Origin of the sequence: Streptomyces sp. NRRL WC-3626, from assembly GCF_000718785.1 — a bacterium.
Taxonomy (GTDB): domain Bacteria; phylum Actinomycetota; class Actinomycetes; order Streptomycetales; family Streptomycetaceae; genus Streptomyces; species Streptomyces edwardsiae.
On record NZ_JOCA01000030.1, the window covers coordinates 74,103 to 98,937 of the forward strand.

A 24,835-nucleotide genomic window follows, 5' to 3' on the forward strand; every position below is an offset into this window, starting at 1 on the left:
ACTTGTGATCGCCCTCTCCCTCGCCGAGATCGCAGAAGTCGTCGGCGGGCAGACGCACGACATACCGGACCCGTCCGTCCAGGTCACCGGACCGGTCGTCCTGGACTCACGGGAGGCGGGTCCCGGCAGCCTGTTCGCCGCCTTCGTCGGCGAGCGGGTGGACGGCCACGACTACGCGGCCCAGGTCGTCGGGGCGGGCGCGGCCGCCGTGCTGGCCTCCCGGCCCGTCGGGGTCCCCGCGATCGTCGTGGACGACGTCCAGGCGGCTCTCGGCGCCCTCGCACGGCACGTCGTCGCCCGGCTCGGCACCACCCTCGTCGCGCTGACCGGTTCGGCCGGCAAGACCAGCACCAAGGACCTCATCGCGCAGGTCCTGCGGCGCAAGGCGCCGACCGTCTTCACCCCCGGTTCGCTCAACAACGAGATCGGGCTGCCGCTCACCGCGCTCACCGCCACCGAGGAGACGAAGTTCCTCGTCCTGGAGATGGGAGCGCGCGGAATCGGCCATATCCGCTACCTCACCGGTCTGACGCCGCCGAAGGTGGGACTGGTCCTGAACGTCGGCTCCGCCCATATCGGCGAGTTCGGCGGCCGCGAGCAGATCGCCCAGGCCAAGGGCGAGTTGGTCGAGTCCCTGCCCCCGGCCGAGGAGGGCGGCGCCGCGATCCTCAACGCGGACGACCCCCTCGTACGGGCCATGGCATCCCGTACGAAGGCGAAGGTGATCCTTTTCGGAGAGTCCGACGAAGCGGACGTCTCCGCCGAGAACGTGCGACTCACGGACAGCGGACAGCCTTCCTTCAGGCTTCACACACCCTCCGGTGCATCCGATGTGACCATGCGCCTGTACGGTGAGCATCACGTGTCGAACGCGCTCGCCGCGGCCGCCGTCGCCCACGAGTTGGGCATGTCCGCAGACGAGATCGCCACCGCGCTCTCCGAAGCGGGCTCCCTCTCCCGCTGGCGGATGGAGGTCACCGAGCGCCCGGACGGCGTGACGGTCGTCAACGACGCCTACAACGCGAACCCCGAGTCCATGAAGGCAGCGCTGCGCGCGCTGGCGGCCATGGGCAAGGGACGCCGTACGTGGGCGGTGCTCGGCAAGATGGCCGAGCTGGGGGACGAGGCGCTCGCCGAGCACGACGCGGTCGGGCGGCTTGCCGTCCGGCTCAACGTCAGCAAGCTCGTCGCGGTCGGGGGCAGGGAAGCCGCCTGGCTGCAACTGGGCGCATATAACGAGGGTTCGTGGGGTGAGGAGTCGGTGCACGTGTCCGACGCACAGGCGGCGGTCGACCTGTTGCGCAGCCAATTGCGCCCGGGAGACGTCGTTCTCGTGAAGGCGTCCCGGTCGGTCGGGCTCGAGAGCGTGGCGCAGGCGCTGCTCGAGACCGGTGCCGAGGGTGAGGTCGTCACCCGATGATGAATCAGATCCTGTTCGCAGGAGTCATTGGCCTCTTCCTGACCCTGGTCGGCACCCCGCTGCTGATCAAGCTGCTCGCCCGCAAGGGCTACGGGCAGTACATCCGGGACGACGGCCCGCGCGAGCACGCCAGTAAGCGCGGTACGCCGACGATGGGCGGTATCGCCTTCATCCTCGCGACGCTCGCCGCCTACTTCCTGTCCAAGGTGATCACCGGTAAACCCCCGACCTTCTCGGGGCTGTTGGTGCTCGGCCTCATGGTCGGCATGGGCATGGTCGGTTTCCTGGACGACTACATCAAGATCGTCAAGCGGCGTTCGCTGGGACTGCGGGCCAAGGCGAAGATGGCCGGCCAGCTGATCGTCGGCATCACCTTCGCGGTGCTCTCGCTGCAGTTCGCGGACTCCCGCGGGCAGACCCCGGCCTCCACGAAGCTGTCGTTCATCACGGACTTCGGCTGGACCATCGGCCCGGTGCTGTTCGTGGTCTGGGCGCTGTTCATGATCCTCGCCATGTCGAACGGCGTGAACCTGACCGACGGTCTGGACGGTCTGGCCACCGGCGCCTCCGTCCTCGTCTTCGGCGCCTACACCTTCATCGGTGTCTGGCAGTTCCAGGAGTCCTGCGCCAACGGCGACACGCTGACCAACCCGGGCGCCTGTTACGAGGTGCGCGATCCGCTGGACCTCGCGGTCGTCGCCTCCGCACTGATGGGTTCCTGTCTGGGCTTCCTGTGGTGGAACACCTCGCCGGCCAAGATCTTCATGGGCGACACCGGTTCACTGGCGCTCGGCGGCGTGCTCGCGGGTCTCGCGATCTGCTCCCGCACCGAGCTGCTCATCGCCATCCTGGGCGGTCTGTTCGTCCTCATCACCATGTCGGTGGTCATCCAGGTCGGCTCGTTCCGGCTCACCGGGAAGCGGGTCTTCCGGATGGCGCCACTCCAGCATCACTTCGAACTCAAAGGCTGGTCCGAAGTCCTTGTGGTGGTCCGCTTCTGGATCATCCAGGGCATCTGTGTGATCGTCGGACTCGGCCTCTTCTACGCGGGATGGGCAGCGGACAAGTGACCTCCTCGGTGCCTTTCGAATTCCAGGGCAAGCACGTCACCGTCGCCGGACTCGGCGTCTCGGGCGTCCCCGCGGCCAAGGTGCTGCACGGGCTCGGCGCGCGCGTCACCGTCGTCAACGACGGCGACGACGCCCGCGCGCGGGAGCAGGCCGCCGAACTGGAGGCGCTCGGTGTCACCGTGCGCCTCGGTGACGGGGCGACCCTGCCGGAAGGCACCGAACTCATCGTCACGGCCCCCGGCTGGAAGCCGGACAAGCCGCTGTTCACGGCGGCGGAAGCGGCCGGGGTGCCGGTGTGGGGCGACGTCGAACTCGCCTGGCGGCTCAGGGGGCCCGGCGCGGCCGACTGGCTCGCCGTCACCGGCACCAACGGCAAGACCACCACCGTCCGGATGCTCGCCTCCATCCTCGGGGCGGCCGGCCTGCGGACCGCCGCCGTCGGCAACATCGGCGTCTCCCTCCTGGACGCCGTACTCGGCGAGGAGGAGTACGACGTGCTCGCCGTGGAACTGTCCAGCTACCAGCTCCACTGGGCGCCCTCCCTGCGCGCCCACTCGGCCGCCGTCCTCAACCTCGCCCCCGACCACCTCGACTGGCACGGCTCCATGGAGGCGTACGCCAGGGACAAGGGCCGTGTCTACGAGGGCAATCGCGTCGCCTGCGTCTACAACGCGGACGCCACCGCCAAACCGTCCACCGAGGACCTGGTCCGCGAGGCCGACGTCGAGGAGGGCTGCCGCGCCGTCGGCTTCACCCTCGGCACCCCCGGCCCCTCCCAACTCGGTGTGGTCGAGGGCATCCTGGTCGACCGGGCCTTCGTGGAGAACCGGCAGAAGAACGCCCAGGAGCTCGCCGAGGTCTCCGACGTCGATCCGCCCGCCCCGCACAACATCGCCAACGCCCTTGCCGCGGCGGCCCTCGCGCGGGCCTACGGCGTGCCCGCGAGCGCCGTACGGGACGGCCTGCGGGCCTTCACCCCGGACGACCACCGCATCGCGCACGTCGCCGACGTGGACGGCGTCGCCTACATCGACGACTCCAAGGCCACCAACACACACGCGGCACAGGCCTCGTTGGCGGCCTACGAGTCCGTCGTGTGGATCGCCGGCGGGCTCGCCAAGGGCGCCACCTTCGACGAACTGGTCACCGGCGCGGCGAAGCGGCTGCGCGGCGCCGTGCTGATCGGCCGGGACCGCGCCCTGATCCGCGAAGCCCTCGCGCGACACGCCCCGGAAGTACCCGTCGTCGACCTCGACCGGACCGACACTGGGGCGATGCTCCAGGCCGTCCAGGAGGCTCAGCGGCTCGCCCGGACCGGCGACACGGTACTGCTGGCCCCGGCCTGCGCCTCGATGGACATGTTCACCAACTACAACAAGCGCGGTGACGCGTTCGCACAGGCGGTGCGCGAGCTCGGCGCCTGACCCCGGCCGCCTGGCGCCGGGCGACCTTGGGAGGGACGCGTGGGACCGTCGACGGCGTACAGCGGAGGCCCGGATGAGCGGTAGCCGCACCGGCCGCCCGCCCGTGCAGCGGGCCGTGCGCCGGCCCGTCGTACCCGGCCCGTCGGGTGAGAACCCGCTGCGCACCCTGATCATCCGGGCGCGCAGGGCCTGGGACCGGCCGCTGACCGCCTACTACCTGATCCTCGGCGGCAGTGCGCTGATCACCGTGCTGGGCCTCGTGATGGTCTACTCGGCCTCCCAGATCACGGCGCTGCAGATGTCCCTGCCGGGCTCCTACTTCTTCCGCAAACAGCTGCTGGCCGCCACGATCGGCACCGTACTGCTGCTGACGGCCTCCAGGATGCCGGTGAAGCTGCACCGCGCCCTGGCCTACCCGATCCTCGCGGGCGCCGTCTTCCTGATGGCCCTGGTGCAGGTGCCGGGGATAGGGGTCGCGGTCAACGGCAACCAGAACTGGATCGCCCTCGGCAGCACCTTCCAGCTCCAGCCCAGCGAGTTCGGCAAACTCGCCCTGGTGCTCTGGGGCGCCGACCTCCTCGCCCGCAAACAGGACAAGCGGCTGCTGTCCCAGTGGAAGCACATGCTGGTGCCGCTCGTCCCGGCCGCCTTCATGCTGCTCGGCCTGATCATGCTCGGCGGCGACATGGGTACGGCGATCATCCTCACGGCGATCCTGTTCGGCCTGCTGTGGCTGGCGGGGGCGCCCACGCGGCTGTTCGTCGGCGTGCTGTCCATCGCCGCGCTGCTCGGCGCGATCCTCATCCGCACCAGCCCCAACCGCATGGCCCGGCTCGCCTGTCTGGGCGCCACCGAGCCGCAGACGGGACCGGCCGACTGCTGGCAGGCCGTGCACGGGATCTACGCCCTCGCCTCCGGCGGGATCTTCGGTTCCGGACTCGGGGCGAGCGTGGAGAAATGGGGCCAACTGCCGGAAGCCCACACGGACTTCATCTTCGCCGTCACCGGTGAGGAACTGGGCCTCGCGGGCACGCTGTCGGTGCTCGCCCTGTTCGCGGCTCTAGGCTATGCGGGTATCCGCGTGGCCGGACGCACGGAGGACCCCTTCGTCAGGTATGCCGCGGGAGGCGTGACCACCTGGATCACGGCCCAGGCCGTGATCAACATCGGTGCGGTGCTCGGTCTGCTGCCGATCGCCGGAGTCCCGCTCCCGCTGTTCTCCTACGGAGGATCCGCCCTGCTGCCGACCATGTTCGCCATCGGGCTGCTGATCGCCTTCGCGCGTGAGGACCCCGCTGCACGGATGGCGCTTGCCATGCGGCAACCCCGCTTTGGTAGAAAGCGGAACGGGGGTTCACAGCGGCCCCGGAGATGGAACACGATGCGACGGCGCGCCCCGGTGGCGCGTCCGTCCGGAGAGCGGTGAATTTCGGTGCATGTCGTACTCGCCGGCGGAGGAACCGCGGGCCACATCGAGCCCGCGCTCGCCCTCGCGGACGCCCTGCGCAGGCAGGATCCGACCGTGGGCATCACGGCCCTGGGCACGGAACGCGGCCTGGAGACCCGGCTCGTACCCGAGCGCGGGTACGAACTGGCGCTGATCCCCGCCGTACCGCTGCCACGCAAGCCCACCCCCGAACTGATCACCGTTCCGGGCCGGCTGCGCGGCACGATCAAGGCGGCCGAGCAGATCCTGGAGCGCACCAAGGCGGACGCCGTGGTCGGCTTCGGCGGCTATGTCGCCCTGCCCGGCTATCTCGCGGCCAAGCGGCTCGGGGTGCCGATCATCATCCACGAGGCCAACGCCCGGCCCGGACTGGCCAACAAGATCGGCTCCCGGTACGCGGCCCAGGTCGCCGTCTCCACGCCCGACAGCAAGCTGCGAGGCGCCCGCTACATCGGCATCCCGCTGCGCCGCTCCATCTCCACCCTGGACCGGGCCGCCGTACGGCCCGAGGCGCGCGCCGCGTTCGGCCTCGACCCCAATCTGCCCACGCTGCTGGTCTCCGGCGGTTCGCAGGGCGCCCGCCGGCTCAACGAGGTCGTGCAGCAGGTCGCTCCGTGGCTGCAGCAGGCCGGGATCCAGATCCTGCACGCGGTCGGCCCGAAGAACGAACTGCCCCAGGTCCACCAGATGCCGGGGATGCCCCCCTATATCCCGGTAAGTTACCTGGACCGGATGGATCTCGCGTACGCCGCGGCCGACATGATGCTCTGCCGCGCGGGCGCGATGACCGTCGCCGAACTCTCCGCCGTCGGGCTCCCGGCCGCCTATGTCCCGCTGCCCATCGGCAACGGCGAACAGCGGCTCAACGCCCAGCCGGTGGTCAAGGCCGGCGGCGGACTGCTGGTCGACGACGCGGAGCTGACGCCCGAGTGGGTGCAGCAGAGCGTGCTGCCCGTGCTCGCCGATCCGCACCGGCTGTACGAGATGTCCCGCGCCGCCGCCGAATTCGGCCGCCGGGACGCCGACGACCTGCTCGTCGGCATGGTGTACGAGGCGATCGCCGCCCGTGCCCATCACTAGAGGCGTATGACGGGAGGCAGGCACCATGGCCGGATCGACCACCGCCGAGCGTGGTGAACGCGAGCGGGAGTGGTCCGGCCCGCCGCCGCCCGTGCGGCGGTTCGGGCGACGACAGGTTCGTCGGATCATCGCATCGGCCGTGGTGCTGGCCTTCCTCGGCAGCGGCACCTTCTGGCTGCTGTACGGCTCCGATCTGGTCCGTGTGGAGCGTGTATCGGTGTCCGGGACCCGCGAGCTGACGCCCGCGCAGGTGCGCGAGGCCGCCGACGTCCCCCTCGGGGAACAGCTGGTCTCCGTCGACACCGACGCCATCGAGGCGCGGCTCGCCTCCCGGTTGCCCCGGATCGACACGGTCGACGTATCCCGTTCCTGGCCGCACGGAATCACGCTGAAGGTGACGGAGCGTACCGCCGTCCTGCTCGTCCACAAGGGCGGGAAGTTCGTCGAAGTCGACGACGAGGGTGTCCGGTTCGCCACGGTCTCCAAGGCACCGAAAGGCGTCCCGGCGCTGGAATTGGCCGTTTCCCGGACGGGTTCCGCGGCGGCGAGCCTGCGCCGCTTCGGAGAGGACCGGCTGACCCGGGAGGCGGTGCGGGTGGCCGGCGCGATTCCGGCCTCCGTCGCGCACGTCACCCGCGGCGTCAAGGTCCGTTCCTACGACGACATCTCGCTCGAACTGGCCGACGGACGCACGGTCGACTGGGGAAGCAGTGAGAAAGGCGCGGAGAAGGGCCGTACTCTCACCGCATTGATGAAAGCGGAGCCCGGCGCACGGCACTTCGACGTCAGCGTTCCCACGGCCCCCGCGTCAGCCGGGAGTTGACGCACATCAGCGCAGGCCAGCACCCTGGTTGGGCAGCGCTACGGCTGATCACATAGGGTGAAAAGAAAAACGGGAGGTTCGGCGTGTTCGTTGAACGGGCGCCACTTGTCGACTTAGTGTCCTGTTCAGAAGACTCCAGGGAACAGACACACTGGTAACCCTAAACTTCAACGTTAGGGTTCGGGTCGGCGCTACGGACCGTCCCATTCGGCATCAGTCGTCGGATCGCGAGGCAGCAGTGCTTCAGCGGTCGGGCGACACGTAACTCGAGGCGAGAGGCCTTCGACGTGGCAGCACCGCAGAACTACCTCGCAGTCATCAAAGTCATCGGTGTCGGCGGCGGTGGTGTCAATGCCATCAACCGGATGATCGAGGTCGGTCTCAAGGGCGTCGAGTTCATCGCCATCAACACCGACGCGCAAGCCCTGTTGATGAGCGACGCCGACGTCAAGCTCGACGTCGGCCGTGAACTCACCCGCGGACTCGGCGCCGGAGCCAACCCGGCCGTCGGCCGCAAGGCCGCGGAGGACCACCGCGAGGAGATCGAGGAGGTCCTCAAGGGGGCCGACATGGTCTTCGTGACGGCCGGTGAGGGCGGCGGCACCGGCACCGGCGGCGCGCCCGTCGTGGCCAACATCGCCCGCTCGCTCGGCGCCCTCACCATCGGTGTGGTCACCCGCCCGTTCACCTTCGAGGGGCGGCGCCGCGCGAACCAGGCCGAGGACGGCATCGCCGAACTCCGCGAAGAGGTCGACACCCTCATCGTGATCCCGAACGACCGGCTGCTGTCCATCTCGGACCGCCAGGTGTCGGTTCTCGACGCCTTCAAGTCGGCGGACCAGGTACTGCTCTCCGGTGTCCAGGGCATCACCGACCTCATCACCACGCCCGGCCTCATCAACCTCGACTTCGCCGACGTCAAGTCGGTCATGTCGGAAGCCGGTTCCGCCCTCATGGGCATCGGCTCGGCCCGCGGCGACGACCGCGCGGTGGCCGCCGCCGAGATGGCCATCTCCTCGCCGCTGCTCGAAGCCTCCATCGACGGCGCCCGCGGCGTCCTGCTCTCCATCTCCGGCGGCTCCGACCTCGGCCTGTTCGAGATCAACGAGGCGGCCCAGCTGGTCAGCGAGGCCGCCCACCCGGAGGCCAACATCATCTTCGGTGCGGTGATCGACGACGCCCTCGGCGACGAGGTCCGGGTCACCGTGATCGCGGCCGGCTTCGACGGCGGCCAGCCGCCCGCCAAGCGGGACAACGTCCTCGGATCCTCCTCCGCCAAGCGCGAGGAGCCCGCCCCGGCCCGCCAGACCGAGAGCCGCCCGTCCTTCGGCTCCCTCGGCAGCGTCACGCCGAAGGAGGACCCGGAGCCGGTGATCCCGGAGCCGGTGCACGACATCCCGGCCCCCCAGCCCCCGGTACCGCCGTCGCGGACCTACGACAGCGCGGCCGAGGAACTGGACGTGCCGGACTTCCTCAAGTGATAGGACCGCGCGAGAGCGTGAGCGGCGCCCACTTCGCCTTCACCGACCGGTGGGGCGGGGTGAGCGCCGCTCCTCATGCCGAGCTCAACCTCGGCGGTGCCGTCGGCGACGACCCCGGCGCCGTACGCGCCAACCGCGAACTGGCGGCCAAGTCCCTCGGCGTGGACCCGGACCGGGTGGTCTGGATGAACCAGGTGCACGGGGCCGACGCGGTCGTGGTCGACGCACCCTGGGGCGACCGTCCGGTCCCCGAGGTGGACGCGATCGTCACCGCGCGGCGCGGACTCGCCCTCGCGGTGCTCACCGCCGACTGTGTGCCGGTGCTGCTCGCCGACCCCGTCGCCGGAGTCGTGGCCGCGGCCCACGCGGGCCGGCCCGGCATGATCGCCGGGATCGTCCCCGCCGCCGTACGGGCCATGGCCGGACTCGGCGCCGACCCCGCGCGGATCGTCGCCCGCACCGGACCCGCCGTCTGCGGCCGGTGCTACGAGGTGCCGGAGGCGATGCGCGCCGAGGTGGCCGCCGTCGAATCCGCGGCGTACGCCGAGACGAGCTGGGGCACTCCGGCGGTCGACGTGGCCGCGGGCGTGCACGCGCAGCTCGAACGGCTCGGGGTGCGCGACCGGGAGCGGTCGCCCGTGTGCACGCGGGAGTCGGCTGATCACTTCTCGTACCGCCGCGACCGCGCCACCGGGCGGCTCGCGGGCTATGTGTGGCTGGACTGATGGGGCATGACGGACCGTAAGAGCGAAATCGCCGCGAATCTGGCGAAAGTGGAAGGCCGGATCGCCGCCGCCTGCGCGGCCGCCGGCCGTGGCCGGGACGAGGTGACCCTGATCGTGGTCACCAAGACCTACCCGGCGAGCGATGTGCGGATCCTGTCCGGACTCGGGGTGCGCCATGTGGCGGAGAACAAGGACCAGGACGCCGCCCCCAAGGCGGCGGCATGTGCGGATCTGCCCCTCACCTGGCACTTCGTCGGTCAACTTCAGACCAACAAGGTGCGTTCCGTGGTGGGTTATGCCGATTTCGTGCAGTCCGTCGACCGGCCCCGGCTGGTGACGGCCCTGTCCAGGGAGGCCGTGCGGGCCGGGCGCGAGATCGGCTGTCTGATCCAGGTGGCCCTCGACGCCGGCGAGGGCGGCCGGGGCGAACGCGGCGGCGTCGCGCCCGGTGACGTCGCGGAGTTGGCGGACCTGGTCGCGGGCTCCGAAGGGCTGCGGCTCGGCGGGCTGATGACCGTCGCCCCGCTCACCGGCGAGTACGCCGGGCATGAACGGGCGGCGTTCGGGCGGTTGATGGATTTGTCGACCGACCTGCGCCGGACCCGTCCGGCTGCGAACATGGTCTCCGCGGGAATGAGTGCGGACCTCGAACAGGCCGTTGCCGCCGGAGCGACACATGTGCGCGTCGGCAGTGCGGTACTCGGAGTCCGCCCCGGGCTCGGGTAACGTCGCCAAGAAGTCGGACCACAGCAGAAAATATGGTCAGTTCCGCCGAACAGCGGACATAAAGACCTAGTGGATCGCGGGCACTTGGCGGTCGTCAGCGGATCCACCACAGAGCGGAGGACTCGGAGCATGGCCGGCGCGATGCGCAAGATGGCGGTCTACCTCGGCCTCGTGGAGGACGATGGGTACGACGGCCGCGGATTCGACCCAGACGACGACTTTGAACCCGAACTCGACCCGGAGCCCGAGCGGGACCACCGGCGGCACGAGCCGTCGCATCAGGCACATATCTCACATCAGTCCCAAAGAGGCGAAGAGGCACGAGTCGCCCATCCTCCCGCGCCGCGCGAGCCGATCGCCCGATCCGCTTCGCTCCCCGCGGAATCGCCACGCCCGGCGCGGATCGCGCCCGTGGCATCCATCACACAAGAACGTGCCAGCCTGGAGAAGAACGCACCGGTGATCATGCCCAAGGTCGTGTCGGAACGAGAGCCTTACCGGATCACCACACTGCACCCCCGGACCTACAACGAGGCCCGTACCATCGGGGAACACTTCCGTGAAGGCACTCCGGTGATCATGAATCTGACCGAGATGGATGACACGGACGCGAAGCGACTTGTCGACTTTGCGGCGGGTTTGGTGTTTGGTCTTCACGGCAGTATCGAGCGGGTGACGCAGAAGGTGTTCCTGCTGTCTCCTGCTAACGTCGATGTCACGGCGGAGGACAAGGCCCGCATCGCAGAGGGCGGGTTCTTCAACCAGAGCTGAGACGCAGGACCGGACAGAGCAGTACAGGGGAGAGGGAAAAGCAGGCCATGAGCGTGTTCGCGCAGGTGATCTACATCGCGCTGATGGTGTTCCTCATCGTGCTCATCTTCCGTTTGGTCATGGACTACGTGTTCCAGTTCGCCCGCTCATGGCAACCCGGCAAGGCGATGGTGGTCGTCCTGGAGGCCACCTACACTGTCACCGATCCACCGCTGAAGCTTCTGCGGCGGTTCATCCCGCCGCTGCGTCTCGGGGGCGTGGCGCTCGACCTGTCGTTCTTCGTCCTGATGATCATCGTCTACATCCTGATCATGCTCGTGGGCAAGTTCGTGGGGTGACTGTGGACGATACGGTCTTGCCGACTGCCGATGACTACGTTGAGGTGAAGAGATGCCGTTGACCCCCGAGGACGTGCGGAACAAGCAGTTCACGACCGTCCGCCTCCGAGAAGGCTATGACGAGGACGAGGTCGATGCCTTCCTCGATGAGGTCGAAGCCGAACTGACGCGCCTGCTCCGCGAGAACGAGGACCTGCGCGCCAAGCTGGCCGCGGCCACGCGCGCCGCTGCCCAGAACCAGCAGAACATGCGCAAGCCCCCCGAGCCTCAGGACCAGCAGCAACAGCAGGGCCCGCCCCCGGGGATGCCTCAGCAGGGCATGCCCGGACAGGGAATGCCGCAGCAGGGGATGCCCGGACAGGGGATGCCTCAGCAGGGCATGCGAGGTCCCGGCGCTCCTGTGCCCGCCGGCATATCGGGCCCGCCGCAGCAGCAGATGGGTGGCCCCATGGGTGGCCCGCCCCAGCTGCCGAGCGGTGCTCCTCAACTGCCCGCCGGCCCCGGCGGACAGGGCGGCCCGCAGGGTCCCGGCCCCATGGGCCAGGGGCACGGGCCGATGGGCCATGGCGGCCCGATGCAGGGGCAGATGGGCCCCGGCGGCCCGATGGGTGGCCCCATGGGCGGTCCCATGGGCGGACCCGGTCAGGGCGGCCCCATGGGCGGTCCCGGTCAGGGCGGCCCCGGTGGCGACAGCGCCGCGCGCGTTCTGTCGCTGGCCCAGCAGACGGCCGACCAGGCGATCGCGGAGGCCCGTTCCGAGGCCAACAAGATCGTGGGCGAGGCGCGTTCGCGTGCCGAGGGTCTGGAGCGGGACGCCCGTGCCAAGGCCGACGCCCTGGAGCGGGACGCGCAGGAGAAGCACCGCGTCGCGATGGGCTCCCTGGAGTCCGCCCGCGCCACGCTGGAGCGCAAGGTCGAGGACCTGCGCGGCTTCGAGCGCGAGTACCGCACGCGTCTGAAGTCCTACCTGGAGTCGCAGCTGCGCCAGCTGGAGACGCAGGCGGACGACTCGCTCGCCCCGCCGCGTCAGCCCGCGAGCGCCGCGCCGTCGCTGCCGCCGTCCCCGGCGCCCTCGATGGCTCCGGCCGGCGCCGGTGCGCCGTCCTACGGCGGCAACCAGGGGATGGGCGGCCCCGGCCAGCCCGGCCCGTCGTACGGCGGCCAGCAGCAGATGCAGCCGGCGATGACCCAGCCGATGGCGCCCGTGCGTCCGCAGGGGCCGTCGCCGATGGGTCAGGCACCCTCGCCGATGCGCGGGTTCCTCATCGACGAGGACGACAACTGACGGCCGTGTGGCCATGAGTACGGCGTAGCAGTCGGCAGCGTTCAGGGCGGGGCCCCGGGTTCACGAACCCGGGGCCCCGCCCTTTCGCTCTGCTTGGTCGAGGCGGGTCCGGGGTGTTTGTTCGGGTCCGGGTGTTGTGTCCGACGTACGCAATGCCGACGGCCGGGGTCCACCAAGAATCTTGGTGGACCCCGGCCGTCGGTGTGTGCGCCCTCTCGTCGGCGCTTATGCCTTACGCAGGCGGAACGTCAGGGACAGGCCCTCGTCCGTGAACGGGGTGCCGTAGGTGTCGTCCGCCTCGCCCTCGGTGAAGGCCGTCGCCAGGACCTCGTCGGCGATCAGTCCCGCGTGCTCCGACAGCGCGGCGACCGTCGCCGGGTCCGTGGCCGTCCACCGCAGCGCGATCCGGTCCGCCACATCGAGCCCGCTGTTCTTGCGGGCCTCCTGGATGAGGCGGATCGCGTCACGCGCGAGGCCCGCCCGGCGCAGCTCCTCCGTGATCTCCAGGTCCAGCGCGACCGTCGCACCGGCGTCGGACGCCACCGACCAGCCCTCGCGGGGGGTTTCCGTGATGATCACCTCGTCGGGAGCGAGGGCGACCGTCTCACCGTCGACCTCCACCGAGGCCGTGCCCTCGCGCAGCGCCAGCGACAGGGCCGCGGCGTCCGCGTTCGCGACCGCCCTGGCCACGTCCTGGACCCGCTTGCCGAACCGCTTGCCCAGCGCACGGAAGTTGGCCTTCGCCGTGGTGTCCACCAGCGAACCGCCCACCTCGGACAGCGAGGCCAGCGACTCGACGTTCAGCTCCTCCGTGATCTGCGCGTGCAGCTCGGGGTCGAGCGTGCCGAAGCCGCCCGCCGCGATCAGCGCGCGCTTCAGCGGCTGGCGGGTCTTCACGCCCGACTCCGCGCGCGTGGCCCGGCCCAGCTCCACGAGCCGGCGCACCAGCACCATCTGCCTGGACAGCTCCGGGTCGATCGCGGACAGGTCCGCCAGGGGCCACGAGGACAGGTGCACCGACTCCGGGGCGCCCGGGGTGACCGGAACGATCAGGTCCTGCCAGACCCGCTCGGTGATGAAGGGGGTCAGCGGGGCCATCAGCCTGGTGACCGTCTCCACGACCTCGTGCAGGGTGCGCAGCGCGGCCTTGTCGCCCTGCCAGAAGCGGCGCCGGGAGCGGCGGACGTACCAGTTGGACAGGTCGTCGACGAACGCGGACAGCAGCTTGCCGGCGCGCTGGGTGTCGTAGCCGTCCAGCGCCTGCGTCACCTGGTCGGTGAGGGCGTGCAGTTCGGAGAGCAGCCAGCGGTCCAGGACCGGGCGGTCGGCCGGGGCCGGGTCGGCTTCGCTCGGCGCCCAGTTCGACGTACGGGCGTACAGGGCCTGGAAGGCGACCGTGTTCCAGTACGTCAGCAGGGTCTTGCGGACGACCTCCTGGATGGTGCCGTGGCCCACCCTGCGGGCCGCCCAGGGGGAACCGCCGGCCGCCATGAACCAGCGGACCGCGTCCGCGCCGTGCTGGTCCATCAGCGGGATCGGCTGCAGGATGTTGCCCAGGTGCTTGGACATCTTGCGGCCGTCCTCGGCGAGGATGTGACCGAGGCAGACGACGTTCTCGTACGACGACTTGTCGAAGACCAGCGTGCCGATGGCCATCAGCGTGTAGAACCAGCCGCGGGTCTGGTCGATGGCCTCGCAGATGAACTGCGCCGGGTAGCGGGCCTCGAACAGCTCCTTGTTCTTGTACGGGTAGCCCCACTGCGCGAACGGCATCGAACCCGAGTCGTACCAGGCGTCGATGACCTCCGGCACGCGCGTGGCCGTCTTCCCGCAGCCGTCGTGGCGGCAGGCGAAGGTGACCTCGTCGATGTACGGGCGGTGCGGGTCGAGGCCCGACTGGTCGGTGCCGGTCAGCTCGGTGAGCTCGGCGCGGGAGCCGACGACCGTGAGGTGGTCGTCCTCGCAGCGCCAGATGGGCAGCGGGGTGCCCCAGTAGCGGTTGCGGGACAGCGCCCAGTCGATGTTGTTGTTCAGCCAGTCGCCGTAGCGGCCGTTCTTCACCGTGTCCGGGAACCAGTTGGTGTTCTCGTTCTCCCGCAGCAGCGCGTCCTTGACGGCCGTGGTGCGGATGTACCAGGACGGCTGCGCGTAGTAGAGCAGCGCGGTGTGGCAGCGCCAGCAGTGCGGGTAGCTGTGCTCGTACGGGATGTGCCGGAACAGCAGGCCGCGCTCGTCGAGGTCCGCGGTGAGCTTCTCGTCGGCCTTCTTGAAGAAGACACCGCCGACCAGGGGGACGTCCTCCTCGAAGGTGCCGTCGGGGCGGACGGGGTTGACGACGGGCAGGCCGTAGGCGCGGCAGACCCTGAGGTCGTCCTCGCCGAAGGCGGGGGACTGGTGGACCAGACCCGTACCGTCCTCGGTGGTGACGTACTCGGCGTTGACGACGTAGTGCGCCGGCTCCGGGAACTCCACCAGCTCGAAGGGCCGCCGGTACGTCCAGCGCTCCATCTCGGCGCCGGTGAAGGACTGCCCGGTGGTCTCCCAGCCCTCGCCGAGGGCCTTGGCGACCAGCGGCTCGGCGACGACCAGCTTCTCCGCACCGTTCGTGGCGACGACGTAAGCGACCTCGGGGTGCGCGGCGACGGCCGTGTTGGAGACCAGGGTCCACGGGGTGGTCGTCCACACCAGGAGCGCGGCCTCACCGGCCAGCGGGCCGGAGGTCAGCGGGAAGCGGACGTAGACGGACGGGTCGACGACCGTCTCGTAGCCCTGCGCCAGCTCGTGGTCCGACAGGCCGGTGCCGCAGCGGGGGCACCAGGGGGCGACGCGGTGGTCCTGGACCAGCAGGCCCTTGGCGAAGATCTCCTTCAGCGACCACCAGACGGACTCGATGTACTCCGGGTCCATCGTGCGGTACGGGTCCTGGAGGTCGGCCCAGTAGCCCATGCGCGTCGTGAGCTCTTCGAAGGCGTCGGTGTGGCGGGTCACCGACTCGCGGCACTTCGCGTTGAACTCGGCGATGCCGTACGCCTCGATGTCCTGCTTGCCGGAGAAGCCGAGCTCCTTCTCGACGGCCAGCTCCACGGGCAGGCCGTGGCAGTCCCAGCCGGCCTTGCGGGCCACGTGGTAGCCGCGCATCGTGCGGAAGCGGGGGAAGACGTCCTTGAAGACGCGGGCCTCGATGTGGTGGGCGCCGGGCATGCCGTTGGCCGTGGGCGGGCCCTCGTAGAACACCCATTCGGGGCGCCCCTCGGACTGCTCCAGGCTCTTGGCGAAGATCTTCTGCTCGCGCCAGAAGTCGAGCACCGCGTGCTCGAGGGCGGGCAGGTCGACCTGGGCGGGTACCTGGCGGTACGTCGGCGTTGTCATCAGCGGGCTTCCTCCGGCGGACTTGCTGCCTTCCGTCCGGAGGGACGAGAGCTGTGTCGATCCTGCGCCTCCGACGGCGCGCTCCCGCGGTACCACCCTCCTTGGCCCCCCGGTGCGCCGTACGCTCCGGTGAGCCCCCTCATTGGGGTCGCGATACCGGTTCTACGCCCCTGTGCAGGGGTTTCCTCCGGCGGCTCCGGGGTGATCTTCACATCGCGCTCGCCCCCGGGCTCACACCGTCCCCGGGTCGCTCTGGGCTGCGTACGCCGCTACTCGTCCCCATCCACGCTTTTCGCTCCGCCCAGTGTACGGCGCGGCGCGGGCGGCGGCCGACCGGATTCTGCCCCGAATGGCGGGACGTGCCCATCGGCGGCATACCCGGCGGGGAGCTGGGCACAACGCATGCATGCTCGCCGCGCGGCGTCCGAGGGGAGGGGGAATCGGGCGGTGCGCCCCGTTGCCGTGGGACTCGAGTCGATTTATCGTCCCAGCACGATTCGCGTGCAAGATCACAATATGTGAAGGGGTCGCGGCCATGGTGGCGAAGAAGCCCGCCGTACAGCAGCCGGGACCGTCCGGCAGGCCCGGACCCGCTCTCACCGGCGGGGCCGGAAGCCCGGACGTGCCACCGGAGGCCGCGGCGACCCGCACGGCACCCGCCGCCGCCGAGCCGGCGCCGAAGAGGTCCCCCGCCCGGCGGACCCCGCCGACGGGCGCACAGGCCGGGGAGGCCCCCGCCAGGAGGGCGCCCGCGCGCGAGGCGTCGCGGGGGAAGGACGCCGTGAAGAAGACGGCCGCGAAGAGGGCGTCCACGCGGAAGGCGTCCGTGCAGAAGGCGGTGGCGGAAGCTGCCGGTGAAGGGGCGAGCGGAACGACGAAGGGCACCGCCGGGGCGGCTGCCGCCGACAAGGCGGCCGGGGCGGGGCGGCGGGACGGGGGCGTACAGGATGTGGCCGGGCACAGCGCGGCCGAGGACGCGGGCGCGGCGGATGCCGCGGCGCAGACGGGAGCGACGACGGTGAGTGCGAAGAAGACTCCTGGCACGGCCACGGCGGCGAAGAGCCCCGTACCCAAGGCCCGGATCGGTGTGGTGGATCCCGGCGACCTCGCGGTACGTCCGGGTGAGGATCCGTGGACCACGGACGAGGTCGAGGAGGCGAGGGCCGAGCTGACCTCCGAGGTGCTGCGGCTGCGCGAGGAGATCGCCACCTCCGAGCGGTCACTGGCCGGCCTGATGCGGGACTCCGGCGACGGAGCGGGCGACGACGACGCCGACACCGGCACCAAGAACATCACGCGTGAGCACGAACTCTCGCTCGCCGCGAACGCGCGCGAGATGCTCAGCCAGTTCGAGCGCGCCCTGCAGCGCCTCGACGCCGGTACCTACGGCCTCTGCGAGAACTGCGGCAACCCCATCGGAAAGGCCCGTATGCAGGCATTTCCCCGGGCCACCCTGTGTGTCGAGTGCAAGCAGAAGCAGGAGCGCCGGTACTGATCGGCGCACGCGCGGGACGTGCCGTACCCTCGTCCTTCAGTCAGGTACCTAGGGTTGAGGGACTCACGTGGCAGAGGCGGAGCGCATCATCGGTACGCCGGACACCCCGGACGCGGACCGGGAGGAACAGGAAGCGGCCGGCGCCCGGGAGACGGCGGCGGAGACCGCGCGGCCCCGCGGCAAGCGGCGGATCGCCGTGCTGTTCGCCGTCGCCGTGTTCGCGTACGCCCTCGATCTGATCAGCAAGATGATCGTGGTGGCCGAGCTGGAGCACCAGGAGCCCATCGAGATCGTCGGCGACTGGCTGAGGTTCGAGGCGATCCGCAACGCGGGCGCGGCCTTCGGCTTCGGCGAGGCCTTCACCGTGATCTTCACGGTGATCGCCGCGTCCGTGATCGTGGTGATCATCCGCCTCGCCCGCAAGCTCTACAGCCTGCCGTGGGCGATCGCGCTGGGCCTGCTGCTCGGCGGCGCCCTCGGCAACCTCACCGACCGGATCTTCCGCTCGCCGGGCGTCTTCGAGGGCGCGGTGGTCGACTTCATCGCGCCCAAGCACTTCGCCGTGTTCAACCTGGCGGACTCGGCGATCGTGTGCGGCGGCATCCTGATCGTGCTGCTGTCGTTCCGGGGCCTCGATCCGGACGGCACCGTCCACAAGGACTGAACGCGCGTACGGCGCCGTCCGGCCCGTCCGGCATACTCGACGGGTGAGCACGATTCCCGAGATCCGTACCCTGCCCGTGCCCGACGGCCTGGAGGGCGAGCGCGTCGACGCCGCCATCTCCCGCATGTTCGGCTTCTCCCGTACCAAGGCGGCCGAACTCGCCGCCGCGGGGAAGGTCACGGTCGACGGGTCGGTGGTCGGCAAGTCCGAGCGGGTCAGCGGCGGCGCCTGGCTCGAGGTGGAGATGCCGCAGGCACCCGCGCCGGTGCAGGTCGTCGCCGAGCCGGTCGAGGGCATGGAGATCGTGCACGACGACGACGACGTGGTCGTGATCGTCAAGCCGGTCGGCGTCGCCGCCCACCCCTCGCCCGGCTGGACCGGTCCGACGGTGATCGGCGGTCTCGCCGCCGCCGGGTACCGCATCTCGACCTCCGGCGCCGCCGAGCGCCAGGGCATCGTGCACCGCCTCGACGTCGGCACCTCGGGGCTGATGGTCGTCGCCAAGTCGGAGCGCGCGTACACGTCGCTGAAGCGCCAGTTCAAGGAGCGCACGGTCGACAAGCGCTACCACACCCTCGTCCAGGGCCACCCGGACCCGACCAGCGGCACCATCGACGCCCCCATCGGCCGCCACCCGCAGCACGACTACAAGTGGGCGGTCACCGCCGAGGGCAAGCCGTCCGTCACGCACTACGACCTCATCGAGGCGTTCCGCGCCGCGTCCCTCCTCGACGTCAAGCTGGAGACCGGCCGCACCCACCAGATCCGCGTCCACATGGCCGCCCACCGGCACCCCTGCGTCGGCGACCTGACCTACGGCGCCGATCCGACGCTCGCCAAGCGCCTGCGCCTGACCCGCCAGTGGCTGCACGCCGTACGGCTCGGCTTCGAGCACCCCGGCGACGGCCAGTGGGTGGAGTTCTCCTGCGAGTACCCCGACGACCTGCGGCAGGCGCTGGACCAGGTCCGTGAGGAGACCTACGCGTGAGCGGGGCCCACACCGTCCGCGTGGCCGTGGAGCCCGCCGACCGTGAGGCCTGCTTCGCGGTCCGCAAGGACGTCTTCGTCGCCGAGCAGGGCGTCCCCGAGGACATCGAGTACGACGCCCACGACGCCGGCGCCGTCCATGTGCTGGCGATGGGGGAGGACGGCATCCCCCTCGGCACCGGCCGGCTGCTGCACGGCGAGGCCGCCGCGGCGAAGAACGGCGGCGACCCGGCCGTCGGCTCGCTGGGCCGCCTCGCGGTGACCCGCGAGGCGCGCGGCCTCGGCGTCGGCGCGGCGCTGGTGCGCGCCATCGAGGAGGCGGCCCGCGCGCGGGGCCTCACCGCCGTGGACCTGCACGCCCAGACCCACGCCCTCGGTTTCTACGAGCGGCTGGGCTACGAGGCCTACGGGCCCGAGTTCCCGGACGCCGGGATGCCGCACCGGGCGATGCGGCGCGTTCTGTAGCGGAGGGCGCGAACGGCCGGGCAGGGGCGTCGGCGTGGCACGCTGGAGATCAGCCCGCCGTTCGTCGATCCGCCCGGAGACCTGACCGTGGATCAGTTGACCCTGCTGTTCGCCCTGCTGCTCGGGGCCGTGGTGAGTGTCCCGGTCGGGGAGCGGCTCGGGCTGCCCGCGCCGGTGCTGATGACGGTCCTCGGGGCCGTACTGGCGCTGATGGAGTTCGTACCCAACGTCGACATCCCGCCCGACCTGATCCTCCCGCTGCTGCTGCCGCCCCTGCTCCACGCCGCCGTACGGCGGACCTCCTGGCGGCAGTTCGCGGCGAACGTCAGACCGATCCTGCTGCTCGCGGTGGCGCTGGTCTTCGTCACCATGCTGTGCGTGGCCGCCGTCGCCCACGCGATCGTGCCGGGGCTGCCGCTCGCCGCCGCCTTCGCCCTCGGCGCCCTGGTCGCGCCGCCCGACCCGGTCGCGGCGACCGCCGTCGCCGGGAAGCTGGGACTGCCGCGCCGGCTGGTGTCGATCCTCGAGGGCGAGGGACTGTTCAACGACGTCACGGCGATCGTCCTCTACAACGTGGCCATCGCCGCCGCCGTCGGCGGCAGCTTCTCCGCCTGGGACGCCGGGCTCGACCTGGTGCTCTCGGCCGTGGTGGCGGTGGCGGTCGGGCTCGCGCTGGGCTGGGGCGCCAACAAGCTGATGGACCTCCTCGGGGACGCGACCCTGCAGATCGGGCTCAGCCTGCTGGTGCCGTACGCCTCCTACGTCCTGGCCGAGGAACTGCACGGCTCGGGTGTGCTCGCCGTGCTCACCACGGCGCTGTTCCTCGTCGAGTACGCCACCGACGCCGACGACGTCATGACCCGGCTCGCCGGGCACACCTTCTGGGACATCGTCGACACCCTGGTCACCGGCGTCGCGTTCGGACTGGTCGGGCTCGAACTGCACAACGCGGTGAACACCGCGGCCGGCCACTGGGGCGAACTGCTGGCCTGGGCGGCCGCGATCGTGGGCGTGGTCGTCCTGGTACGGCTGCTGTGGCTGCTGCCGGCGACCTGGCTGACGCAGCGGCTGCACGCCGCGCGGGACACCGCCGAGGAGATTCCGGTGAGCTGGCGCGAGACCGTGGTGATGTGGTGGGCCGGGATGCGCGGGGTGGCCTCGGTCGCACTGGCGCTCGCCATCCCGCTGGAGACCGACGCCGGAGCGGACTTCCCCGGCCGGGGCGAGATCGTCTTCATCGCGTTCGGCGTCATCATGGCGACCCTGCTGGTGCAGGGGCTGACCCTTCCCTGGCTGGTGGGGAAGCTGGGCGTGCGCGCCGACTCCGGGCGTGAGAAGGAGCTCGAGCACGACCTGGCCGTAAGGGCGGCCAAGGCGGCGAAACGCCGGCTGCGGGAGATCGAGGAGGTCGAGGACCTGCCGGAGGATCTGTCCGAGCAGATGCTGCGCAGCGCGTTCGACATCGGGGTGCGGATCAGCCCCGACATCGCGGCGGACGAACGGCGGGAGGCGCACCGGCAGCGGGCGCGGCGGCTGAAGCGGGTGCGGGAGATTCAGCGGGAGATGCTGAGCGCAGCCCGGCACGAGGTGCTCGCGGCGCGGAGCGAGGCGGGAGCGGATCCGGAGGTCGTCGACCGGGTGCTGCGGCATCTGGATGTGCGCAGCCTGCGCTGAGTCCTGGAGTTCTCCCACCCGCGCACCGCACGTCCCGGTCACTCGGGAAGCGGGCGATTCCCGCGGGCGCTTGGCGGGGTTGGCCGCCTCAGGTTCGTAAAGTGACGTCATGCATCGGAATGTCGTCATCAGCGGAGGCGGTACCGGGATCGGGCTCGCCGCCGCGCGTGTGTTCGCCGCCGGCGGGGACCGGGTGCTGCTGCTCGGACGCCGGGGTGACGTGCTGGAGCGGGCCGCGGTGCCCGGCGCCCTGACATACGCCGCCGACCTCGCCGACCCCGGCGCCGTGCGCGGAGTCGCCGGTTTCGTGGGCGGGGAGTTCGGCGCCGTGGACGTACTGATCCACGGCGCCGAAGGCGACGGGCCCCTGGAGCCCCCGGCGGGCGGCGACGACCCGCTCGACGCCGTCGCCCACTCCTGGACCGTCAACTTCCGGCTCAACCTGCTCACCGCCGCCCTGCTCACCGAGGCCCTGAAGCACCGGCTCGCCGAACCCGGCGGGCGTGTGCTCTTCCTCAGCTCCCTCGCCGCCTACCAGGGCCGCGGCGAGCCGGCGTACGCGGCCGCCAAGGCCGGGCTGCACCCGTACGCCCATGCCCTCGCCCGGGAACTGGGCCCGCACGGCATCACCGTGAACGTGGTCGCCCCCGGCTACATCGAGGACCCCGGCGACGACCCCGACGAGGACCCGCGTCACCGGATGACCGGCCAGACCCTGGACGGGCGCGCCGGAACGCCCGGGGACGTCGCCGCGACCCTGCACTGGCTCGCCTCCCCGGGCGCCGGACACATCACCTCGCAGATCATCCAGGTCAACGGCGGCGCCGAACGCGGACACTGAGCGGGCGGTCAGCGCTCCCGCGGATGCGGGTGCACGCGGCGGGCCGCCGGTACGCCGTCGGACGCGCGGTGTTCCCGCCGGCCGGGCGGCGGCACCGCGTCGGACGCGTTGACCTTGGGCAGGGCGTAGGGGTGTTCGGCGGCCAGCCAGCGGAGCATCTGCTCGCGGACCGTGACCCGTACCGTCCAGATGTCGTCCGCGTCCTTGGCCGTCGCCAGCGCCCGCACCTCCATGGTGCTGGGGGTGCTGTCCGTCACGGTCAGGTTGAACGCGCGGCCGTCCCAGGCCGGGCACTCCCGCAGGATGTCCCGGAGCCTCTCGCGCATCGCGTCCAGCGGGGCCGAGTGGTCGAGGTGCCAGAAGACGGTGCCCGTCATCTGCGGCGTCCCGCGCGACCAGTTCTCGAACGGCTGGGACGTGAAGTACGACACCGGCATGGTGATCCGGCGCTCGTCCCAGGTGCGCACGGTCAGGAAGGTCAGCGTGATCTCCTCGACCGTGCCCCACTCACCGTCCACGACCACCGTGTCGCCGATGCGCACCATGTCGCCGAAGGCGATCTGCAGCCCGGCGAACATATTGCCCAGCGTGGACTGGGCGGCCACACCGGCGACGATGCCGAGGATTCCGGCCGAGGCCAGCAGCGAGGCCCCGGCCGCCCGCATCGCGGGGAAGGTCAGCAGCATCGCGGCCACCGCCACCACACCGACGACCGCGGAGACCACCCGCCGGATCAGCGTCACCTGGGTGCGCACCCGGCGGACCCGGGCGGGATCGCGTTCGCGGTGGTTGCTGGCGTAGCGCGTGTACGTGGTCTCCACCACGGCGGCCGCGATCCTGATCGCCAGCCAGGCGGCCGACCCGATCAGCACCAGCGTCAGGGCCCGCCCGAGGCCGGCCTCGTGGTCCTCCAGCAGCTGTGCCTCGTCGTACGAACCTCTCAGCAACGCCGCGAACAGCACCAGCTGGTAGGGGACCCGGCCGCGGCGCAGCAGGCCCCACAGCGGGGTCTCGTGGTGGCGTTCGTCGGCCTTGCGCAGCAGCAGGTCGGTGGCCCAGCCGAGCAGCAGGGTGAGCACGACCGAGCCGCCGACCACGATCAATGGGCGGAGCACGTCATCCATGCCCCCGAACGTAACCGCCCCGGGCCGGGTCTGAACATGTGACTTCCGCACGATCGCGGGTAGTGCCGCGATCCTTCCCCGTCACACCGGCTGGCACCATGGGCCTCATGAACATCATGCTCTTTCACTCGACCTTCGGTCCGCGGCCCGCGGTGCACCGGGCCGCGGACCGGCTGCGTGCCGCCGGACACGAGGTGTGGACACCCGACCTCTTCGAGGGCCGTACGTTCGACGAGGTCGAGGAGGCCAGGGCGTACAAGGACGGGATCGGCAAGGAGGAGCTGCTGAAGCGGGCCGTGCTGGCCGCCGCGCCCTACTCGGAGCGCGGGCTGGTGTACGCGGGCTTCTCCCTGGGCGCCGCCGTGGCGCAGACGCTGGCGCTGGGTGACGGCAGGGCGCGCGGACTGCTGCTTCTGCACGGTACGTCGGACATCGCGGAGAACGCCTCGGTGGACGAACTGCCGGTGCAGCTGCACGTCGCCGAGCCGGACCCGTTCGAGACCGACGACTGGCTGAGCGCCTGGTATCTGCGGATGGGCCGGGCCGGCGCGGACGTCGAGGTGTACCGGTACGCGGGCGCCGGGCACCTCTACACGGACTCCGATCTGCCGGACTACGACGAGGAGGCCGCCGAGGCCACCTGGCGGGTGGCGCTCGGCTTCCTCGACTCGCTGGACGACTGAATCAGGGAACCGTCACACGGTCGGACGACCGGGTTCAGGCCTTCAGCGCCGCGTCGACGGCCGTGTTGAACTCCTCCACCGTCATGGGCGCGTTCTCTCCGTCGGAGCCGGTGACCTTCTTGCCGTCCATCATCAGCGTCGGGGTGCCCCGGACGCCCTCGGTGTTGTCGAACACGTCGGACATCTCCAGCGCCCACTTGTCGTAGGTGCCGTTCTTCACGGCCGTCTGGAAGGCCTTGTTGTTCTTCAGGGCGTCGACCGTGTCGGCGACCTTGATCAGGTACGCGTCGTCGGCGAACTTGTCGTCCGACTCCTCGGGGTGGTACTCGGCCGAGTAGAGCGCGCTCTTGTAGGCGACGAACGCGTCGGGGCCGACGTTCAGCGCGGCGCCCAGGGCGCTCAGGGCGTTCTTGGAACCCTCACCGGTCAGGCCGCGGTCCAGGAACGAGGCGCCTATGAAGCGGATCTTGTACTTGCCGTCCTCGACGTCCTTCTCGATGGTCTTGCCGACCGTCTGCTCGAACGAGGCGCAGACCGGGCAGCGCGGGTCCTCGTACAGTTCCAGGGTCTTCTTCGCGTCGGAATTGCCGACGACGACGGTCGTGCCGTTCTCACCGCTGGTGTTGGCCGGCTTGACGAGCTTGTCGTTCTTCGCCGCCTCCCAGTAGTCCGGCTTGTTGGCCTGGACGACCGCGTAGCCGATGCCGCCGGCCGCGGCCAGCACACCGACGACCGACGCGGCGACGACGAGCTGCCGCTTGATCTTCGACTTCTTCGCCTGGCGCTCGCGCTCCACGCGCAGCCGCTCTCGGGCCGCCGACTTCGCCGCCTGGCTGTTCCGCTTGCTCATGGTGATGTCTCCACGGGGACGCGCACACGGGTCGTGTGCGGGATGACGTAAGGGGGACTGCTGGTGCTCGGGGTGTTCGCCGGGGCGGGGAGC

General features: G+C 70.8%; 22 protein-coding genes. 19 read left to right on the forward strand and 3 right to left on the reverse strand.

Features of this window, described 5'->3' with window-relative positions; translation table 11 throughout:
• Positions 1 to 4 precede the first annotated feature (4 nt).
• The 12 genes from IF28_RS0132965 (at position 5) to IF28_RS0133020 (ending at position 12,590) form a co-directional block, all read left to right on the forward strand.
• Positions 5 to 1,420: a UDP-N-acetylmuramoyl-tripeptide--D-alanyl-D-alanine ligase gene (locus IF28_RS0132965; protein ID WP_030228270.1), complete on the forward strand. Its 1,416-nt coding sequence runs from the start codon at positions 5 to 7 to the stop codon at positions 1,418 to 1,420.
• On the forward strand, positions 1,417 to 2,490 hold the full coding sequence (mraY, locus tag IF28_RS0132970; RefSeq protein WP_030228272.1) for a phospho-N-acetylmuramoyl-pentapeptide-transferase: 1,074 nt from the start codon (positions 1,417 to 1,419) through the stop codon (positions 2,488 to 2,490). Before IF28_RS0132965 ends, mraY begins: the two co-directional genes overlap by 4 nt.
• On the forward strand, positions 2,472 to 3,914 hold the full coding sequence (gene murD / locus IF28_RS0132975) for a UDP-N-acetylmuramoyl-L-alanine--D-glutamate ligase (protein ID WP_199809074.1): 1,443 nt from the start codon (positions 2,472 to 2,474) through the stop codon (positions 3,912 to 3,914). Before mraY ends, murD begins: the two co-directional genes overlap by 19 nt.
• Positions 3,915 to 3,987: 73 nt before the next feature.
• Positions 3,988 to 5,340, forward strand: a complete 1,353-nt coding sequence (gene ftsW / locus IF28_RS0132980; RefSeq protein WP_030228279.1) for a putative lipid II flippase FtsW — start codon at positions 3,988 to 3,990, stop codon at positions 5,338 to 5,340.
• A gap of 6 nt (positions 5,341 to 5,346) precedes the next feature.
• Complete coding sequence (gene murG, locus IF28_RS0132985; RefSeq protein WP_030228282.1) at positions 5,347 to 6,441, forward strand: undecaprenyldiphospho-muramoylpentapeptide beta-N-acetylglucosaminyltransferase; 1,095 nt, start codon at positions 5,347 to 5,349, stop codon at positions 6,439 to 6,441.
• 25 nt (positions 6,442 to 6,466) lie between these two features.
• Complete coding sequence (locus IF28_RS0132990) at positions 6,467 to 7,264, forward strand: cell division protein FtsQ/DivIB (RefSeq protein WP_030228285.1); 798 nt, start codon at positions 6,467 to 6,469, stop codon at positions 7,262 to 7,264.
• A 287-nt stretch (positions 7,265 to 7,551) separates the two neighbouring features.
• The gene (ftsZ, locus tag IF28_RS0132995; protein WP_030228288.1) at positions 7,552 to 8,745 is read left to right on the forward strand and encodes a cell division protein FtsZ; all 1,194 of its coding nucleotides are present in this window, start codon (positions 7,552 to 7,554) and stop codon (positions 8,743 to 8,745) included.
• Positions 8,742 to 9,470, forward strand: coding sequence for a peptidoglycan editing factor PgeF (gene pgeF / locus IF28_RS0133000; protein ID WP_030228289.1), 729 nt, complete (start codon positions 8,742 to 8,744; stop codon positions 9,468 to 9,470). The genes ftsZ and pgeF overlap by 4 nt, the downstream gene beginning before the upstream one ends.
• Positions 9,471 to 9,476: 6 nt before the next feature.
• Positions 9,477 to 10,196, forward strand: a complete 720-nt coding sequence (locus tag IF28_RS0133005) for a YggS family pyridoxal phosphate-dependent enzyme (protein WP_030228290.1) — start codon at positions 9,477 to 9,479, stop codon at positions 10,194 to 10,196.
• Positions 10,197 to 10,325: 129 nt separating this feature from the next.
• A complete protein-coding gene (locus IF28_RS0133010; protein WP_030228291.1) occupies positions 10,326 to 10,967 on the forward strand; it encodes a cell division protein SepF in 642 nt (213 codons plus the stop codon).
• 47 nt (positions 10,968 to 11,014) lie between these two features.
• A complete protein-coding gene (locus tag IF28_RS0133015; protein WP_030228292.1) occupies positions 11,015 to 11,305 on the forward strand; it encodes a YggT family protein in 291 nt (96 codons plus the stop codon).
• A 52-nt stretch (positions 11,306 to 11,357) separates the two neighbouring features.
• The gene (locus IF28_RS0133020; RefSeq protein ID WP_030228293.1) at positions 11,358 to 12,590 is read left to right on the forward strand and encodes a DivIVA domain-containing protein; all 1,233 of its coding nucleotides are present in this window, start codon (positions 11,358 to 11,360) and stop codon (positions 12,588 to 12,590) included.
• A 225-nt stretch (positions 12,591 to 12,815) separates the two neighbouring features.
• Here IF28_RS0133020 and ileS read toward each other — a convergent pair whose 3' ends face one another.
• Positions 12,816 to 15,959: an isoleucine--tRNA ligase gene (gene ileS, locus IF28_RS0133025; protein WP_030228297.1), complete on the reverse strand. Its 3,144-nt coding sequence runs from the start codon at positions 15,957 to 15,959 to the stop codon at positions 12,816 to 12,818.
• Between the two features lie 535 nt (positions 15,960 to 16,494).
• Between ileS and IF28_RS37195 the strand changes: the two genes are divergently transcribed.
• From IF28_RS37195 to IF28_RS0133055, 6 genes are all read left to right on the forward strand, one after another.
• A complete protein-coding gene (locus IF28_RS37195) occupies positions 16,495 to 17,454 on the forward strand; it encodes a TraR/DksA family transcriptional regulator (RefSeq protein WP_030228301.1) in 960 nt (319 codons plus the stop codon).
• Positions 17,455 to 17,521: 67 nt separating this feature from the next.
• The gene (gene lspA, locus IF28_RS0133035; protein WP_030228305.1) at positions 17,522 to 18,118 is read left to right on the forward strand and encodes a signal peptidase II; all 597 of its coding nucleotides are present in this window, start codon (positions 17,522 to 17,524) and stop codon (positions 18,116 to 18,118) included.
• Between the two features lie 43 nt (positions 18,119 to 18,161).
• A complete protein-coding gene (locus tag IF28_RS0133040) occupies positions 18,162 to 19,106 on the forward strand; it encodes an RluA family pseudouridine synthase (protein ID WP_030228308.1) in 945 nt (314 codons plus the stop codon).
• The gene (locus IF28_RS0133045; protein ID WP_030228310.1) at positions 19,103 to 19,570 is read left to right on the forward strand and encodes a GNAT family N-acetyltransferase; all 468 of its coding nucleotides are present in this window, start codon (positions 19,103 to 19,105) and stop codon (positions 19,568 to 19,570) included. Before IF28_RS0133040 ends, IF28_RS0133045 begins: the two co-directional genes overlap by 4 nt.
• Positions 19,571 to 19,657: 87 nt before the next feature.
• Positions 19,658 to 21,244 carry a Na+/H+ antiporter gene (locus IF28_RS0133050; RefSeq protein ID WP_030228312.1) on the forward strand — a complete coding sequence of 529 codons (1,587 nt, stop codon included), beginning with the start codon at positions 19,658 to 19,660 and terminating at the stop codon, positions 21,242 to 21,244.
• A gap of 109 nt (positions 21,245 to 21,353) precedes the next feature.
• The gene (locus IF28_RS0133055) at positions 21,354 to 22,085 is read left to right on the forward strand and encodes an SDR family NAD(P)-dependent oxidoreductase (RefSeq protein WP_030228313.1); all 732 of its coding nucleotides are present in this window, start codon (positions 21,354 to 21,356) and stop codon (positions 22,083 to 22,085) included.
• Between the two features lie 8 nt (positions 22,086 to 22,093).
• On the opposite strand, the gene IF28_RS0133060 is transcribed toward IF28_RS0133055, so the two are convergent.
• Positions 22,094 to 23,209, reverse strand: coding sequence for a mechanosensitive ion channel family protein (locus IF28_RS0133060; RefSeq protein ID WP_030228314.1), 1,116 nt, complete (start codon positions 23,207 to 23,209; stop codon positions 22,094 to 22,096).
• A gap of 107 nt (positions 23,210 to 23,316) precedes the next feature.
• Between IF28_RS0133060 and IF28_RS0133065 the strand changes: the two genes are divergently transcribed.
• Positions 23,317 to 23,892: a dienelactone hydrolase family protein gene (locus IF28_RS0133065; RefSeq protein ID WP_030228315.1), complete on the forward strand. Its 576-nt coding sequence runs from the start codon at positions 23,317 to 23,319 to the stop codon at positions 23,890 to 23,892.
• Positions 23,893 to 23,926: 34 nt separating this feature from the next.
• On the opposite strand, the gene IF28_RS0133070 is transcribed toward IF28_RS0133065, so the two are convergent.
• Positions 23,927 to 24,742, reverse strand: coding sequence for a DsbA family protein (locus IF28_RS0133070; RefSeq protein ID WP_030228316.1), 816 nt, complete (start codon positions 24,740 to 24,742; stop codon positions 23,927 to 23,929).
• Between the last annotated feature and the right edge of the window lie 93 nt (positions 24,743 to 24,835).

What these genes read in the sequence shown, in the direction of transcription:
- mraY (WP_030228272.1), top strand. Translation starts at nt 1,417, where the DNA reads ATGATGAATCAGATCCTGTTCGCAGGAGTCATTGGCCTCTTCCTGACC.
- murD (WP_199809074.1), top strand. Translation starts at nt 2,472, where the DNA reads ATGGGCAGCGGACAAGTGACCTCCTCGGTGCCTTTCGAATTCCAGGGC.
- ftsW (WP_030228279.1), top strand. Translation starts at nt 3,988, where the DNA reads ATGAGCGGTAGCCGCACCGGCCGCCCGCCCGTGCAGCGGGCCGTGCGC.
- IF28_RS0132990 (WP_030228285.1), top strand. Translation starts at nt 6,467, where the DNA reads ATGGCCGGATCGACCACCGCCGAGCGTGGTGAACGCGAGCGGGAGTGG.
- IF28_RS0133005 (WP_030228290.1), top strand. Translation starts at nt 9,477, where the DNA reads ATGACGGACCGTAAGAGCGAAATCGCCGCGAATCTGGCGAAAGTGGAA.
- IF28_RS0133010 (WP_030228291.1), top strand. Translation starts at nt 10,326, where the DNA reads ATGGCCGGCGCGATGCGCAAGATGGCGGTCTACCTCGGCCTCGTGGAG.
- IF28_RS0133015 (WP_030228292.1), top strand. Translation starts at nt 11,015, where the DNA reads ATGAGCGTGTTCGCGCAGGTGATCTACATCGCGCTGATGGTGTTCCTC.
- IF28_RS0133020 (WP_030228293.1), top strand. Translation starts at nt 11,358, where the DNA reads ATGCCGTTGACCCCCGAGGACGTGCGGAACAAGCAGTTCACGACCGTC.
- ileS (WP_030228297.1), bottom strand. Translation starts at nt 15,959, where the DNA reads ATGACAACGCCGACGTACCGCCAGGTACCCGCCCAGGTCGACCTGCCC.
- IF28_RS37195 (WP_030228301.1), top strand. Translation starts at nt 16,495, where the DNA reads ATGGTGGCGAAGAAGCCCGCCGTACAGCAGCCGGGACCGTCCGGCAGG.
- IF28_RS0133055 (WP_030228313.1), top strand. Translation starts at nt 21,354, where the DNA reads ATGCATCGGAATGTCGTCATCAGCGGAGGCGGTACCGGGATCGGGCTC.
- IF28_RS0133060 (WP_030228314.1), bottom strand. Translation starts at nt 23,209, where the DNA reads ATGGATGACGTGCTCCGCCCATTGATCGTGGTCGGCGGCTCGGTCGTG.
- IF28_RS0133065 (WP_030228315.1), top strand. Translation starts at nt 23,317, where the DNA reads ATGAACATCATGCTCTTTCACTCGACCTTCGGTCCGCGGCCCGCGGTG.
- IF28_RS0133070 (WP_030228316.1), bottom strand. Translation starts at nt 24,742, where the DNA reads ATGAGCAAGCGGAACAGCCAGGCGGCGAAGTCGGCGGCCCGAGAGCGG.